This window comes from Streptomyces sp. EDA2-14, assembly GCF_054963755.1.
On the sequence record NZ_JBUEGE010000001.1, the window covers coordinates 610,100 to 625,482 of the forward strand.

Below are 15,383 nucleotides of genomic sequence, written 5' to 3' on the forward strand. Positions count from 1 at the left end.
CTCCACGGTCTCTCCCACACCCTTTCCAACGGCTCCCGGTTACGCGGTTCGCCGCACAGGGTTACGTCTATTTGACATGCAAAACCTAGAATGTAACGCAGAGTTGATGAACGCAAGGGGGTTGGCCGGTATGGCGGGCAGTCAGTCGAGCGCAGGAGAGCTGCTGCAGCTGGTGCGCAGCGGGACGGCGACCACGCGCGGCGCCCTCCAGGACGTGACCGGGCTGTCCAGGGCCACGGTCGGCCAGCGCCTCGACCGGCTGTTCCGCGCGGGCTGGCTGCGCGAGGGCGTCGCGGGCCCGGTCAACTCACGGCTCGGCGGGCGCCCTTCGATCCACCTGGAGTTCGACGACGCGCACGCCGTGGTGCTCGCCGCCGACCTCGACACCCGGCACGCCCGCGCCGCCGTCCTCGGCCTGACGGGCGAGGTGCTCGCGGAGCACGTGGACACCCTCACCGTCGAGGACGGCCCGGAACGGGTGCTTTCCCGGCTCGGCGGCTGGTTCGGCGAGCTGCTGAGGAAGGCGGACCGGCCGCCGGAGCTGGTGTGCGGAATCGGCCTCGCGGTGCCGGGGCCCGTCGACTTCGCCTCCGGACGGGTCGTCCAGCCGCCGATCATGCCCGGCTGGGACGGCTACGACATCGCGGGCCGGCTCGCCCGCGCGACCGCCGAGGCCGCGGGCACCCCGGCCGACCTCCCGGTCCTCGTCGACAACGACGCCAACCTCATGGCGTACGGCGAACAGCGCGCCGCCCACCCCGACTGCCGCGCCTTCGCGCTCGTCAAGGTCTCCACCGGCATCGGCGCGGGCGTCGTCGTGGACGGTGCGGTCTACCGGGGCATCGACGGGGGCGCGGGCGACATCGGGCACATCCGCGTGCCGGAGGGCGCAGGCGCGCTGTGCAAGTGCGGCTCGTACGGCTGCCTGGCCGCCGTCGCCAGCGGCCGGGCCGTGGCGCGCCTGCTCACCGAGGCGGGGGTCCCGGCGACCTCGGGGTCGGACGTGCGCGAACTGCTCGCCGCCGGGCACCCGGAGGCGCTGCGGCTCGCGCGGGATGCGGGGCGGGCCGTCGGCGAGGTCCTCGCCACCGTCGTGACGCTCCTCAACCCCGGCGTTCTCATGATCGCCGGAGATCTGGCCGGAACTGCATTCCTCACGGGCGTCCGCGAACTTCTGTATCAACGGGCGTTGCCGCGCTCGACCGCGCACCTGGAGGTCGTCACGTCGCGGCTCGGCGAGCGCTCCGCGCTCATCGGAGCGGGAGCGCTGGTGGTGGAGGAGCTGTACGCGCCCGCGAGGGCCGAACGGCGACTGGCCGCGCTGGGCGTGTGACGCGCCCGTTTCGTCCCTGAGAAGCGTCCGCATGCTGGAACGGAGCCGTCCGGGAGCCCGTTCAAACGGCGTGATTCTCGCCACCCCTGATCGGGGTTGCGCTCAGATGAGCGCGAAATGAACGTCTGCACTTCTCCAAGTCGTGGCACTCAGTGCCAACGCTCGATCATTTATGGCCTGAACTCACAAACGAGCGGAGCGTGCTCATGTGAGCGATATCCGGGCTCTACGGGGGTAGTGTGTTCAAGTAATGAACGCAAGGTCGAGCGGGCCGGCTCCTGTTGATCACTTTGGATCTCCTGGCGGACGGGTGGTTACGCCCGTATGACAGCTGAGTGGACGTACCCACAGGCCTTGGATCTGGGTATGTTCCTCGCCGTCAGGGCAGCCACCCGAGCCTCGAGGAGTCGAGACCCGTGTCGGAAAACAAAGATCCTCAGGTAGTGAAGTTCGTTTACGACTTCACCGAGGGGAACAAGAACCTCAAGGACCTCCTCGGCGGCAAGGGCGCGAACCTCGCCGAGATGACCAACCTGGGCCTTCCCGTCCCTCCGGGCTTCACCATCACCACCGAGGCCTGCAAGGTCTACCTCGACAGCGGCGAAGAGCCGGTGGCACTCCGTGACGAGGTCTCCGAGCACCTCGACGCCCTCGAGAAGAAGATGGGCAAGAAGCTCGGCCAGGCCGACAACCCCCTTCTCGTGTCGGTCCGTTCGGGCGCCAAGTTCTCCATGCCCGGCATGATGGACACCGTCCTCAACATCGGTCTCTCCGACAAGTCGGTGCAGGGCCTCGCCAAGCAGGCCGGCGACGACCGCTTCGCCTGGGACTCGTACCGCCGCCTCATCCAGATGTTCGGCAAGACCGTCCTGGACGTCGACGGCGAGCTCTTCGAGGACGCCCTGGAGAAGGCGAAGGCCGCGAAGAAGGTCTCGGTCGACACCGACCTCGACGCCGCCGACCTCAAGAAGCTCGTCACGCGCTTCAAGAAGATCGTCAAGACCGAGGCCGGGCGCGACTTCCCGCAGGACCCGCGCGAGCAGATGGACCTCGCCATAAACGCGGTCTTCGAGTCGTGGAACACCGACCGCGCCAAGCTGTACCGCCGCCAGGAGCGCATCCCCGGCGACCTCGGCACCGCGGTCAACGTCTGTTCCATGGTCTTCGGCAACCTCGGCCCCGACTCCGGCACGGGCGTCGCGTTCACCCGCGACCCGGCCAGCGGCCACCAGGGCGTCTACGGCGACTACCTCCAGAACGCGCAGGGCGAGGACGTCGTCGCGGGCATCCGCAACACCGTCGCCCTTGCCGAGCTGGAGAACATCGACAAGAAGTCGTACGACCAGCTCATGCAGATCATGGAGACCCTTGAGAACCACTACAAGGATCTCTGCGACATCGAGTTCACCATCGAGCGCGGCCAGCTGTGGATGCTCCAGACCCGCGTCGGCAAGCGCACCGCCGGTGCCGCCTTCCGCATCGCGACGCAGCTCGTCGACCAGGGCCTGATCGACGAGGCCGAGGCGCTGCAGCGCGTCACGGGCGCCCAGCTCGCGCAGCTGATGTTCCCGCGCTTCGACGAGGACGCGAAGGTCGAACTGCTCGGCCGCGGCATCGCCGCCTCGCCCGGCGCCGCCGTCGGCAAGGCCGTCTTCGACTCGTACACCGCCATCAAGTGGTCGCGCTCCGGCGAGAAGGTCATCCTGATCCGCCGCGAGACCAACCCCGACGACCTCGACGGCATGATCGCCTGCGAGGGCATCCTGACCTCGCGCGGCGGCAAGACCTCGCACGCGGCCGTCGTCGCCCGCGGCATGGGCAAGACCTGTGTCTGCGGCGCCGAGGAGCTGGAGGTCGACACCAAGCGCCGCCGGATGACCATCGGCGAGACCGTCGTCGAGGAGGGCGACGTCGTCTCCATCGACGGCTCCACCGGCAAGGTCTACCTCGGCGAGGTGCCCGTCGTGCCCTCCCCGGTCGTCGAGTACTTCGAGGGCCGCATGCACGCCGGCGCCGATGACGCCGACGAACTCGTGGGCGCCGTCCACCGGGTCATGGCCTACGCGGACCGAGTACGCCGCCTGCGCGTACGCGCCAACGCCGACAACGCGGAAGACGCCCTGCGCGCCCGCCGCTTCGGCGCCCAGGGCATCGGCCTGTGCCGCACCGAGCACATGTTCCTCGGCGACCGCCGCGAGCTGGTCGAGAAGCTGATCCTCGCCGACACGGAGAGCGAGCGCGAGGAGTCCCTGAAGCTCCTGCTGCCGCTCCAGAAGCAGGACTTCGTCGAGCTGTTCGAGGCGATGGACGGCCTCCCGGTCACCGTCCGCCTGCTCGACCCGCCGCTGCACGAGTTCCTCCCCGACATCACCGAGCTGTCGGTCCGCGTCGCCCTCGCCGAGTCCCGCAAGGACAACAACGAGAACGACCTGCGCCTGCTCCAGGCGGTCCACCGGCTGCACGAGCAGAACCCGATGCTGGGTCTGCGCGGCGTCCGCCTCGGCCTGGTCATCCCCGGCCTGTTCACCATGCAGGTCCGCGCCATCGCCGAGGCCGCCGCCGAGCGCAAGAACGCCAAGGGCGACCCGCGCGCCGAGATCATGATCCCGCTCGTCGGCACCGTCCAGGAGCTGGAGATCGTCCGCGAGGAGGCCGACCAGGTCATCGCGGAGGTCGAGGAGGCCACCGGCGTCAAGCTGAAGCTCGCCATCGGCACCATGATCGAGCTGCCCCGCGCCGCCCTCACGGCCGGGCAGATCGCCGAGGCGGCCCAGTTCTTCTCCTTCGGCACCAACGACCTCACGCAGACGGTCTGGGGCTTCAGCCGCGACGACGTGGAGGCCAGCTTCTTCACGGCGTACCTGGAGAAGGGCATCTTCGGCGTCAGCCCGTTCGAGACGATCGACAAGGACGGTGTCGGCTCCCTCGTGAAGTCCGCCGTCGAGGCAGGGCGTGCCACGCGCCCCGACCTCAAGCTCGGCGTCTGCGGCGAGCACGGCGGCGACCCGGAGTCGGTCCACTTCTTCCACGAGGCCGGACTCGACTACGTCTCCTGCTCCCCGTTCCGTATCCCGGTCGCCCGCCTGGAGGCGGGCCGCGCGGCCAGCACGTCGCAGGGCAGCGACCACCGCTGACCGGGCGCTGAACTCCGGGGCCGTCGCGAGTCCCCGACCCTCACCGATTCGCGACGGCCCCGGTATCCACGAAAGGGCGGCACCCCTGTGCGGGGGGTGCCGCCCTTTTCCGTGCGTGCGTACCCTGCGGTAACCCCCACGCAGATCACGTCGTCCGAAGGAGAGCCGACCCATGAGCGGCTGGAGCGCGACCGACATCCCCCACCAACGTGGCCGCACGGCCGTGGTCACCGGAGCCAACACCGGCATCGGCTACGTCACCGCCCGCGAACTCGCCCGCGCGGGCGCCCATGTGGTCCTCGCCTGCCGCAGCGAACAGCGGGGCACCGCCGCCCTGGACCGGCTGATGTCCGAAGTGCGCGAGATTCGGGCCGAGTTCGTGCCGCTCGACCTCGGCGATCTCGACTCCGTACGCGCCTTCGCCGAGACCCGCCAGGACAGCCCGATCGACCTGCTGGTCAACAACGCGGGCGTGATGGCCCTCCCGTACGGCCGCACCGCCGACGGCTTCGAGACCCAGTTCGGCGTGAACCACCTCGGCCACTTCGCGCTGACCGGGCTGCTGCTGCCGAACCTGCTCGCGGCGCCCGCGCCCCGCGTCGTGTCCGTCTCCAGCGGAGTGCACGCACTGTCCAACATCGACATCGCGGATCTCAACAGCGAGCGCAGGTACGGGCGGTGGACCGCCTACGCGCGGTCCAAGACGGCCAACCTGCTGTTCGTGCACGAGCTGGCGCGGCGGGCCCGGGCGGCGGGCAGCGGGCTCGTGGCCGCCGCCGCGCACCCCGGCTACACGGCCACGGAACTACAGGCGCGCGCGGCGCGGATGGAGGGCCGCAAGGGCATGGAACGGTTCTTCCACGTCGGGAACCGGTTCGTCGGGCAGAGCCCCGCGGCCGGAGCGCTGCCGACGCTGCGCGCCGCCACCGCCCCCGACGTGCGCCCCGACGACTTCTACGGCCCGCGTGTGCTGATGTGGCGCGGCGCCCCCGCCAGATCGTGGCGGGCGAAGTGGACGGTCGACGACGTGGCGGGGGAGCGGCTCTGGGCCGCGTCGGAGCAGCTGACCGGCGTGGACTTCAAGGCGCTGGGACGGTGAAGACGCCGGGCCGGCGCCCCCTCCAGCAGGGGCGCCGGCCCGGCGTCGGTCAGTGGCTGTGCCGTACTCAGCTGTTGGCGTCGGCCTTGCGGCGACGCACCACGAACACCGCGCCGGCGCCGAGCACGACCGCGGCGCCGCCCGCGAGGCCGAGCGTCGGCAGGGCGGAGGAGGAGCCGGTGGAGGCGAGGGAGCCGTCCGTGTCGCTCGAACCATTGCTGCCCGAGCCCGCGTTGGCCACGGGGGAGGCGCTGCCCTGCGGCTTGGGCTTGTTGCCCTGCTCGGCGGGGGTGTCGGAGTTGCCGGCGCCGACCGGGTTGATCGTGAACTCGTACACGGCGAGGTCGCTCGCGCCGCAGGTCTCGTCCTGGTTGAAGTACTCGCCCACGGCGAAGCTGACGCCGTGGCCGGCCGGGGTCGAGCGGTCGATCGTCAGGCGCAGCGGCAGGTCGACGTGCGCGCCCGCCTTGACGTTGGTGAACTCGCCCGCGTAGCCGTCCTCGTCGACGGTCTTCCAGGTGCCGCCCTGCTTGGACTTGAGGTGCAGCTTGCTGGAGAGGTCCTTCTCGTAGTTCTTGTCGACCGCGCCCACGGCCACGAACGGGAACACCTCGTCGAGCGTCTGCTTGGTGTTGTTCGTCAGACGCAGCCGGAAGTCGACGGTGGAGCCGGCGGCGATCTTGGACGGGAGGCCGGAGAGGGCGGCCTTGAAGGCGCCGCCGTCCGTGCACTCGTCCGAGGGCTCACCGGGGTTGCCGGGCTCGCCCGGCTCCTCGTCCTTCGCGTCGGCGAGCGCCTTCTCGGCGGCCTCCTTCGCGGCGAGGGCGGCCTTGACGTCCTTCTGCGCCTGGTCGATCTTCTGGGCGATCGCGACCCGGTTGTCGTCGACGGCCGTCTGGGCATCGACGACCTTCTTGTCGGCGGCCGTCTTGGCCCCGTCGGCCTTGTCGGCCGCGACCTTGGCGTCGGCGAGCGCCTTCTCGGCGGCGGCCTTCTCATCCTCGGTGGCGTCCTTGAGCTTCTGCTCCGCCGCGGTGACGGTCTCGTCGGCCTCGGTCTTGGCCTTGGCGGCATCTTCGGCGGCCGCCTTCGCGTCGGCGACGGCGACCATGAGCGGGTGCTCCGGGGCCGTCGTGGCGTCGAGCTCCTGCTCCAGCGCCTGCTCGGCGGCGACAGCCGCCCTGTACGCCGCTCTCGCCTCCTTCACCGCTTTCCGCAACTCGGCTATGGAGGAGTGCTCCTGGGTCTGCGACGCAGGCTTCGTGTCGGCGTACGCGGGAGAGACGGACAGCAGCGCCACCGGTGCGGTCACGGCGGCGACTGCGGCTGTCGCGAGAATCTGACGGATCTGCACGGGACGCCCTCTGTTCGATTCGGAGTAAGGCGCGGGTAAGCGCTGAGGTGCCGAGATCCTAAGGCGGTTCGAGGGCGTCCGTGCGGGTCTTTGTGTCCGGGTGTGGGCCGTGTTCTGTGCTTACTGGGGATGAAATCCGGACGGATCGTGAAAGTTGCTCCCTATCTCTGTGTTTTCTCTGTGACTGATGTCACGGCCGCTCTCAACTCACCGCGTACGTACGGACGGTGACCCCGTCGTCGTCCAGGCAGCGCCCCGTCTCCAGGTCGAACCGCTGCTTCAGCAGCGGCGACGCCACGAACGGCCGGCCCTCCGCCGAGCCGAGCAGTCCCCGCGAGAGCACGGACGCCCCGGTGAACGGGTCGGTGTTGTCGATGGCGTACACGCGGCCCGCGCGGTCCATGAAGACCGCGGCCTGCCGGCCGTCCGGCAGCAGCACGGCGACGCCGCGCCCCGCGCTCAGCCGGGACGGATCGCACACGGCCAGCGGCTCGCCGTCCACGTCGAGTCGTACGAGGGTCGTCGTCTGTTCAGGGGCGATGGTCATCGGACAGCCAGTCCTTCCAGGGGGATGAGGGGCAGCTCGGGCTTGATCTGGTCGCGCTCGGGCACGAAGCGGACCGTCGGGTCCGGGGTGTCGGGGGCGTTGACGAAGGACACGAAGCGGGCGAGCCGCTCGGGGTCGTTGATCGTCTCGGCCCACTCGTCGCGGTAGTGCGCGACGTGCGCCCGCATCAGGGCTTCAAGCTCGTCGCAGATGCCGAGCGAGTCGTGCACGACGACGTCCCGTACGTGGTCGAGCCCGCCGTCGATCCGCTCCAGCCAGGCCGCCGTGCGCTCCAGGCGGTCGGCGGTGCGGATGTAGAACATCAGGAACCGGTCGATGAGCCGGATCAGTTCGGCGTCGCTCAGGTCCTGGGCCAGCAGGTCGGCGTGGCGCGGCGTCATGCCGCCGTTGCCGCCCACGTACAGGTTCCAGCCGTTGGCCGTGGCGATGACGCCGAAGTCCTTCGACTGGGCCTCGGCGCACTCGCGGGCGCAGCCGGAGACCGCCGACTTCAGCTTGTGCGGCGCCCGCAGGCCCCGGTAGCGCAGCTCCAGGTCGATCGCCATGCGCACCGAGTCCTGCACCCCGTAGCGGCACCAGGTCTGTCCCACACACGACTTCACGGTCCGCAGTGCCTTGCCGTACGCGTGCCCGGACTCGAAGCCGGCGTCCACCAGCCTGGCCCAGATCATCGGGAGCTGGTCGACGCGGGCGCCGAACAGGTCGATGCGCTGGCCGCCCGTGATCTTCGTGTAGAGGCCGTAGTCGCGGGCCACCTCGCCGATCACGATCAGCTTCTCGGGCGTGATCTCGCCGCCGGGGATCCGGGGCACGATCGAGTACGAGCCGTTCTTCTGGAGGTTGGCGAGGAAGTGGTCGTTGGTGTCCTGGAGCGCGGCCTGCTCGCCGTCCAGGACATAGCCGTCCGCGCCGATCGACGGGGCGAGCGAGGCGATGATCGAGCCGACGGTCGGCTTGCAGATCTCGCAGCCCTCGCCGCCGCGCGCGCCCTCGCGCCCGTGCGCGTCGAGGAGTTGGCGGTGCGTCGTGATCCGCTTGACGCGCACGATCTCGTACAGCTCCTGGCGGCTGTGCCCGAAGCAGCCGCACAGTCCGTCGTCGCCGGACTTCGGCAGCAGCTGGCCGATGAGCTTGACGCAACTTCCGCAGCCCGTACCGGCCTTGGTGCACTTCTTCACCTCGGGCAGCGAGGTGTGCTCGCAGATCGCGCCCTTGGTGACGTTGTGGCAGGAGCAGATCACGGCGTCGTCGGGCAGCGCCTCCGGGCCGAGCTGGGCGGGGGAGCCCGCGCCCGCCGGCAGCACCAGGGCCTCCGGCGCGACGGGCGGCACGCTCCCGGTGAGCGCGCGCAGCGTCCCGTACGCCTCCGCGTCCCCGACGAGGATGCCGCCGAGCAGCTCGCCCTCGCTGCCGATGACCAGCTTCTTGTACGTGCCCGAGCGCGAGTCCGAGTAGACGACGTCGAGGCAGCCCTCGGCGGCGCCGTGCGCGTCGCCGAACGAGGCGACGTCGACGCCGAGCAGCTTCAGCTTGGTGGAGAGGTCGGCGCCGGTGAAGGAGGCTTCCGTCGCGTCGTCGGCGATGGTGTCGGCGGCCGTCTGCGCCATCTCGTAGCCGGGGGCCACGAGCCCGTACACCCGCCCGTCGGCGGCGAGCGCGCACTCGCCGATCGCGAAGACGGCCGGGTCGCTGGTGCGGCAGTGCTCGTCGACGCCGATGCCGCCGCGGTCGCCGACCGTGAGGCCCATGTCGCGGCCGAGCTGGTCGCGGGGGCGGACTCCGGCGGAGAAGACGACGAGGTCGGTGGCGAGTTCGCTGCCGTCCGACAGCTTCATGCCGCGCACGGACCCGGAGTCGCCGTCCGTGACGATCTCCTGGGTGCCGACGCCCGTGTGCACGTCGAGGCCCATGTCCGTGATGGTCCGCAGCAGGGCCGCGCCGCCGCCCTCGTCGACCTGCACCGGCATCAGGCGCGGCGCGAACTCGACGATGTGCGTGGACAGTCCGAGGCCCTGAAGCGCGCCCGCGGCCTCAAGGCCGAGCAGACCGCCGCCCACCACGGCGCCGACCGTCGCGTTGTTCTTCGCGTACTCCTCGATCGCGTACAGATCCTCGATCGTCCGGTACACGAAACAGCCGGTGGCGTCCTTGCCGGGCACCGGCGGGACGAACGGGTACGAGCCGGTGGCCAGCACCAGCGTGTCGTACGTGACCTCCAGGCCGGAGCGCGCGGTCACGGTCCGTGCCTCGCGGTCGACCGCGACCGCGGGATCGCCGACGTACAGCTCGATGCCGTGCTTCTCGATGAACTCCGGGTCCGTCATGGACAGTTCCTCGGGCGTGGTACCCGAGAAGTACGAGGTGAGGTGCACCCGGTCGTAGGCGGGGCGCGGCTCCTCGCACAGGACGACCACGCGGTGCGAATCCGTGAGCCCGCGCTCGGCGGCGGCCTCGAGGAAGCGCTGGCCGACCATGCCGTGGCCGATGAGGACGATCGTGGGCAGTGCCTGTTCGGTCGGCATGTCAGAGGCCTCCGTCGTGGGTGAGCAGGTGCAGCAGAGGCGCGCCAACAGCGTCGTCGGCGGGCAGCGGTTCGTTCGACTCCCAGGCGTGCGCGAGCGTGCCGACCGTGGCCAGTTCCCCGACGAGCACCCCGCCGACCAGACGGTCGCCGCGCACGACGACCTTCCGGTACGTGCCGCGGGTGGCGTCGGCGAGCTGCACGACGTCGTCGCCGGGCAGCGCCTCGGTCTCGCCGAACGCGGCGAGGTCAAGGGGTCCGGCCGCGTGCGGGAGGGTGAGCCGGGTCAGGGTGCGGGTGCCGGTGTAGGCGGCGTCGGTGCCGGTCAGCCGGTCGGCGAGCGCGTCGGCCTGTTCGAGGGCCGGGGTCGCGAGGCCGTACACCGTGCCGGCGTGCTGGGCGCAGTCGCCGACGGCGTGGATCCGGGGATCGCTGGTGCGCAGCGCGTCGTCGACCACGACACCCTTGCGGACGTCGAGCCCGGCGGCCTGCGCGAGACCGACGCGGGGCCGGACGCCGCAGGCCAGGACGGTGACGTCGGTGCCGAGCACGTACCCGTCGTGCAGCTCGACGCGGCGTACGTGTCCTTCGACGACGCCGACGCCGCGCACCCGGCACTCGGTGTGGATCTCCACGCCGAGCGCCGTGAGATGGCGGCGGACGAGTTCCGAGGAGCGCGGGTCGAGCTGGCGCTCCATCAGCCGCTCGGACTGCTGGGTGAGGACCACCTGCGCGCCGCGCCGGGCGAGCGCGCGTGCCGCCGAGACCCCGAGGAGGCCGCCGCCGATGACGACGGCGCGGGTGCCATCGGTGACGGCCTCGGTCAGCGCCAGACAGTCGTCCATCGTGCGGAACGCGTGGACGCCGCCCGGCAGTTCGGTGGCGTCCGGCGCGAACAGGCCGCGCAGCGGGGGCAGCACCGGGTTCGAACCGGTGGCGAGGACGAGCGTGTCGTAGGCGACCTCGTCCCCGTTCTCGCACTGCACGAGCCGCCGCTCGCGGTCGATCCGGACGGCGCGGGTGCGCACGAGCCGTTCCGTGGGGCGGGGCAGCTCGATGACGTCGGGCGCGTACGTCCCGGCCAGCACCTCGGCGAGCAGCACCCGGTTGTACGGGGCGTGCGTCTCCTCGCCGATCAGCACGGCGCGACCGCCCAGGCGGTGGGCGACGCGGGTGCCGGCGAGGCCGGTGCCGATGACGACGACGCGGCCGGGGTCGGCCACGGAGTCGTCGTACTCGTACGGTGCGGTCATGCATGGCAGCGTGCGCGGCGGGTGTTTCTGCGTGGCGTCCCGTCCGTTTCCTGAGGGGAACGCTGCGCTCAGCGGGGAGTGCGGGCGGCTGTGAGGGGTTCGAGGCCCTCGGCTTAAACCCTGTTGAGGCCGTCCTCAAGGGCGCCTTAAGGATCGCCGATACGGCGCTGACCAGCCGAAATCGGGGCCCCGCCGAGCCTAGTGTGCCGGTCGTGACCACCAAGGCCGTCGAATCCGAACTCGCCCGCTACCCCGCTCTGTCGGCCTACCGCCGGCAGACCGAGCGGGCCCGCAAGGCTCCGCCGATCCCCCCGCGCCCCCGCAGAGCACCCCGCGTACGGCCCGCCGCCCCCGCCCGGCTCACCCCGCAGGGGCTGCGGACCGGGATCCGGGCGGGCGCGCTGCTCGTGACCGCGCTGTGGCTGGCGCAGGTCCGCCCGTCGGCCCGGATGGACGCGCTGTTCACGACCGGCGCCCATCTGACGGGACTGCTCGCCGGGTACGGGATCCTGGTCATGCTCTTCCTCATGGCCCGGGTGCCCGCCGTCGAGCACGGCATCGGCGCCGACCGGCTCGCCCGCCACCACGCGCGCGGCGGCCGGCACGTCCTCACCCTCTGCGCCGCCCACGTCCTGCTCGCCCTGTGCGGCTACGCGGCGCACGGCGGAACCGACCTGGCCGCCACCGTCACCGAGCTGCTCGGCTATCCGGGGCTCGCCGCCGCGACGGCCGGCACCGCGCTCTTCGCCGCCGTCGGGGTGAGCAGCGCCCGCGCCGTCCGCCGCCGCGTCGGACACGGCACCTGGCGGGGGCTGCACCTGCTGACGTACGTCGCCGCCGCGCTCGCCTTCGCGCACCAGCTCGCCGGTCCCGACATCGCGTCCGGTCCGCTGAGCCTCGGCCTGTGGTCGCTGCTGCACGCCACCGTCGCGGTGCTGCTGGTCTGGTACCGGATCGTCGTGCCGGTCCGGCAGGCGCTGCGGCACGGACTGCGGATCGTCGAGGTGCGCCAGGAGGGCCCCGGCGTCGCCTCGGTCCTGATGCGCGGCACCGACCTGGGCCTGCTGCGCGCGCAGCCGGGCCAGTTCTTCCGCTGGCGGTTCCTGACCCGGCGGCTGTGGCACACGGCGCTGCCGTTCTCCCTGTCCGCGCCGGTCGACGGCGACCACGTCCGGATCACCGTGAAGGCCGTCGGCGACCACACGCGGCGGGTGCGGCGGCTGCGGCCGGGGGTGCGGGTGGTCGCGACCGGCCCGTTCGGCGCGCTCACCGCGCACCGCCGCACCCGGCGCAAGGTGCTGCTGCTGGCCGGGGGAGTGGGCATCACCCCGCTGCGCGCACTGTTCGAGACCCTGCCCGGCGGTCCCGGCGACATCACGCTCCTCTACCGCGCGTCCAAGGCAGAACAACTGGTGCTGCGCGAGGAGCTGGAGTCGATCGCCGGTTCCCGCGACGCGGCCCTGCACTACCTCCTCGGCCCCTCCGGCGCGTCCTACGACCCCCTGGCCCCGCAGTCGCTGCGCGCCCTGGTGCCCGAACTCGCCGACCACGACGTCTACTTGTGCGGCCCGCCCGGCATGACGGCGGCGGCGACGGCGGCACTGGCCAAGGCGGGCGTCCCCGAGAGCCGCATCCACGCGGAGTCCTTCACGTACTGAGAACCGCCTCTGCCCCCACCCCCCGAGAGAAGAAGAGAAGCCACCGCCATGGGCCGCCACACCAGACCCACCCGCACCGCGCACGCCCCCACGATCCAGGCCCGCCGCAGGTTCACCGCCGGGCTCGCGTCGGCCAGCGCCCTGGTCGCGGCGTGCCTCGCGCTCACCGTCGACCCGGCGTCGCCCCCGGCCCCCGACCGCTCCGTCCCACATACCGGGACGGAACCCTCAGAGAATCCTCAGCCCTCCAGAGATCCGTGGGCTGTACAGGCGTCGCATCCGTAGAGTCACGATCATGCCTGACATATCCCTGACCACCGTTGTGGTCCTCTGCGTCGCCGCGCTCGCGGCGGGCTGGGTCGACGCGGTGGTGGGCGGCGGCGGACTCCTCCTGCTCCCGGCCCTCCTGCTCGGTCTCCCGAACTCCGCCGCGGCGGGCCACGCCCTCGGCACCAACAAGGCCGTCGCCATCGTCGGCACCACCGGCGCCGCCGTGACCTACGCCCGCAAGGCGCCCGTCGACGTACGGCTCGCGGTCCGCATCGGCACGGCCGCCCTCGTCGGATCCACCGGCGGGGCGCTGCTCGCGACGGGGATGAGCACGGCGGTACTGAAGCCGGTCGTGATGGTGGTCCTCGTGGCCGTGGGCGCGTTCGTCATCTTCCGCCCGTCGTTCGGCACCGCGCCCACCGCGGTCCCGGCCTCGCCCCGCCGGATCCTCGCCGCCATCGGCTTCGCGGGTCTCGGCATCGGCTTCTACGACGGCCTGATCGGCCCGGGCACCGGAACGTTCCTCGTCCTCGCCCTCACCGCGATCCTCCACCTCGACCTGGTGACCGCCTCCGCCACCGCGAAGATCGTCAACTGCTGCACCAATGTCGGGGCCCTGGCGATGTTCGCCTGGAAGGGCCAGGTGTACTGGCAGCTCGCCGGCCTGATGGCGGTGTTCAACCTGGCGGGCGGCATGGTGGGCGCGCACACCGCGCTCAAGCGGGGCGCCGGATTCGTCCGCGTCGTGCTGCTGACGGTGGTGTGCGCGCTGGTGGTGAAGATGGCGTACGAGCAGTGGGTGGCGTGAGCCGCGCCCGTCACCGGCTGCCGGTGAGGTGCGCGAAGACGACCACGTTCCCCTGGTAGCCCGTCGCGCGTGAGTAGGGCCCGCCGCAGGTGATCACCCGGAGTTCGGGGCGGCGGGCCGCGCCGTAGACCTTCGCGTCGGGGAAGTGCTGCGCGTCGTACACCTCGACCGCGTCCACCGTGAACACCGCGACCGAGCCGTCCCGCCGGTCCACCTCGATCGTGCGGCCGCGCTTCAGTGCGCCCAGGGCGTAGAAGACGGACGGGCCGCGCGCGTTGTCGACGTGGCCCGCGACGACCGCCGTGCCCGTCTCGCCGGGCTTGGTGCCGGCCTCGTACCAGCCCGCGAGGTTCTTCCTGCCGGGCGGCGGCGCGGCGAGGCTGCCGGAGCGGGTCAGGCCCAGGCCCGCCAGCGGGGCGTCGACCCGGATCGACGGGATGCGGACGCGGTCCGGCGGGGACGGGGCGAGGGGAGCGGCGGCGGGCGCCTGACGGTCCCCCTCGACACGCGCCTGCGCGGCGGACGGCTGCGGCGGCGGATGCCCCTGCGCACCGCTGGACAACAGCCAGGCACCGGCGGCGAGGGCCAGGGCGGTGGCCGCTCCCGTGGCGGCGTTGACTCGGTTCGTGGCGCGCGGACACGGGCGCGGGCGCTTGGGCTTGCGCATGGGGGTTCGGGTTCTCGCAATTCTTCGCAGGCCGGGGAGGGGAAAGCGGGAGGGGGCCTGCCGTCAGAGGCGGTCGCCGCGCGCCCTGCGGTGCAGCAGCCACGTGCCGCCCGCCGCGGCCAGCGCGAGCGCCGCCACGCCCGCGGACGTCCGTGTGGGTTCGGGGCCGAGCGCCCCGCCGACACCCGTGTCCACATGGCCCTTGGGGAGCCGGGCCACGGAGGTGCCCGCGCCGGTCACGGAGACGATGAGGTCGCCCGTCACCTCGGTGCCGCCCGCGCACCGCGCGACGATCTCGTACGTGCCCGGCTGCGCGGGCACCGGGACCCGGAAGCCTCCCCCGGCGTTCGCGGCGGCCGTGCCCGGCGCCAGGGTGAACGTGCCCGCGCCCACCGCGCTGGCGTCGCCCGTCGCCGGGTCGCTCCCGCCGCACGCCGTGGTGTCCACCGTGACCCGGTCGCCCGGTGCCGCCGTCGCCGGGTAGACCTCGAGGCCGCCCGGTGCGGCGGCCGCGGGGGCGGCGACGGCGAACGTGACCGCGGTGGTGAGGAGCGCCGCCGCGGTCAGCGGTCGGGCCGTGCCCCTGCGCATGCGCATCGTCCAAGCTCCTTCGCGGGCGTCGGGCGCGCCCTGCAAGGACGAGACAAGTGGCAGTCGGCCCCGCTCGCCTCCTGATGTCACGTCAGGGCCCGTGTCGCACCAGCCCTCCTGACGGCCC

At 72.0% G+C, this 15,383-nt stretch carries 11 protein-coding genes; 5 read left to right on the forward strand and 6 right to left on the reverse strand.

Going from position 1 to position 15,383, the window contains the following annotated elements:
• The first annotated feature begins 130 nt into the window (after positions 1-130).
• The 3 genes from ACY34M_RS02655 to ACY34M_RS02665 all read left to right on the forward strand — a co-directional run bounded on the left by ACY34M_RS02655 (position 131) and on the right by ACY34M_RS02665 (position 5,566).
• Positions 131-1,333: an ROK family protein gene (locus ACY34M_RS02655; protein ID WP_462717391.1), complete on the forward strand. Its 1,203-nt coding sequence runs from the start codon at positions 131-133 to the stop codon at positions 1,331-1,333.
• 416 nt (positions 1,334-1,749) lie between these two features.
• The gene (gene ppdK, locus ACY34M_RS02660) at positions 1,750-4,467 is read left to right on the forward strand and encodes a pyruvate, phosphate dikinase (RefSeq protein WP_462717392.1); all 2,718 of its coding nucleotides are present in this window, start codon (positions 1,750-1,752) and stop codon (positions 4,465-4,467) included.
• Positions 4,468-4,639: 172 nt separating this feature from the next.
• Positions 4,640-5,566: an oxidoreductase gene (locus ACY34M_RS02665; protein WP_462717393.1), complete on the forward strand. Its 927-nt coding sequence runs from the start codon at positions 4,640-4,642 to the stop codon at positions 5,564-5,566.
• Positions 5,567-5,633: 67 nt separating this feature from the next.
• Here ACY34M_RS02665 and ACY34M_RS02670 read toward each other — a convergent pair whose 3' ends face one another.
• The 4 genes from ACY34M_RS02670 to ACY34M_RS02685 form a co-directional block, all read right to left on the reverse strand.
• Positions 5,634-6,878 (reverse strand): LPXTG cell wall anchor domain-containing protein, encoded by a 1,245-nt coding sequence (locus ACY34M_RS02670; protein ID WP_462717394.1) that lies wholly within the window; start codon positions 6,876-6,878, stop codon positions 5,634-5,636.
• 244 nt (positions 6,879-7,122) lie between these two features.
• Positions 7,123-7,467 carry a nitrite reductase small subunit NirD gene (nirD, locus tag ACY34M_RS02675; protein ID WP_462717395.1) on the reverse strand — a complete coding sequence of 115 codons (345 nt, stop codon included), beginning with the start codon at positions 7,465-7,467 and terminating at the stop codon, positions 7,123-7,125.
• Positions 7,464-10,010, reverse strand: a complete 2,547-nt coding sequence (nirB, locus tag ACY34M_RS02680; RefSeq protein WP_462717396.1) for a nitrite reductase large subunit NirB — start codon at positions 10,008-10,010, stop codon at positions 7,464-7,466. Before nirB ends, nirD begins: the two co-directional genes overlap by 4 nt.
• Before the next feature lies 1 nt (position 10,011).
• Entirely contained in the window at positions 10,012-11,262 is a 1,251-nt protein-coding gene (locus ACY34M_RS02685) for an NAD(P)/FAD-dependent oxidoreductase (RefSeq protein WP_462717397.1), read from the reverse strand.
• A gap of 203 nt (positions 11,263-11,465) precedes the next feature.
• On the opposite strand from ACY34M_RS02685, the gene ACY34M_RS02690 reads away from it, so the two are divergent.
• The gene (locus ACY34M_RS02690; RefSeq protein ID WP_462717398.1) at positions 11,466-12,920 is read left to right on the forward strand and encodes a ferredoxin reductase family protein; all 1,455 of its coding nucleotides are present in this window, start codon (positions 11,466-11,468) and stop codon (positions 12,918-12,920) included.
• Between the two features lie 295 nt (positions 12,921-13,215).
• Positions 13,216-13,998, forward strand: a complete 783-nt coding sequence (locus ACY34M_RS02695; protein ID WP_462717399.1) for a sulfite exporter TauE/SafE family protein — start codon at positions 13,216-13,218, stop codon at positions 13,996-13,998.
• Between the two features lie 10 nt (positions 13,999-14,008).
• Here ACY34M_RS02695 and ACY34M_RS02700 read toward each other — a convergent pair whose 3' ends face one another.
• The gene (locus tag ACY34M_RS02700; RefSeq protein ID WP_462717400.1) at positions 14,009-14,665 is read right to left on the reverse strand and encodes a class F sortase; all 657 of its coding nucleotides are present in this window, start codon (positions 14,663-14,665) and stop codon (positions 14,009-14,011) included.
• A 63-nt stretch (positions 14,666-14,728) separates the two neighbouring features.
• Positions 14,729-15,256, reverse strand: a complete 528-nt coding sequence (locus ACY34M_RS02705) for a hypothetical protein (RefSeq protein WP_462717715.1) — start codon at positions 15,254-15,256, stop codon at positions 14,729-14,731.
• Between the last annotated feature and the right edge of the window lie 127 nt (positions 15,257-15,383).

Coding starts and splice junctions, on each gene's coding strand:
- ACY34M_RS02655 (WP_462717391.1), top strand. CDS start 131: ATGGCGGGCAGTCAGTCGAGCGCAGGAGAGCTGCTGCAGCTGGTGCGC.
- ACY34M_RS02665 (WP_462717393.1), top strand. CDS start 4,640: ATGAGCGGCTGGAGCGCGACCGACATCCCCCACCAACGTGGCCGCACG.
- nirD (WP_462717395.1), bottom strand. CDS start 7,467: ATGACCATCGCCCCTGAACAGACGACGACCCTCGTACGACTCGACGTG.
- nirB (WP_462717396.1), bottom strand. CDS start 10,010: ATGCCGACCGAACAGGCACTGCCCACGATCGTCCTCATCGGCCACGGC.
- ACY34M_RS02685 (WP_462717397.1), bottom strand. CDS start 11,262: ATGACCGCACCGTACGAGTACGACGACTCCGTGGCCGACCCCGGCCGC.
- ACY34M_RS02695 (WP_462717399.1), top strand. CDS start 13,216: ATGCCTGACATATCCCTGACCACCGTTGTGGTCCTCTGCGTCGCCGCG.
- ACY34M_RS02700 (WP_462717400.1), bottom strand. CDS start 14,665: ATGCGCAAGCCCAAGCGCCCGCGCCCGTGTCCGCGCGCCACGAACCGA.
- ACY34M_RS02705 (WP_462717715.1), bottom strand. CDS start 15,256: ATGCGCAGGGGCACGGCCCGACCGCTGACCGCGGCGGCGCTCCTCACC.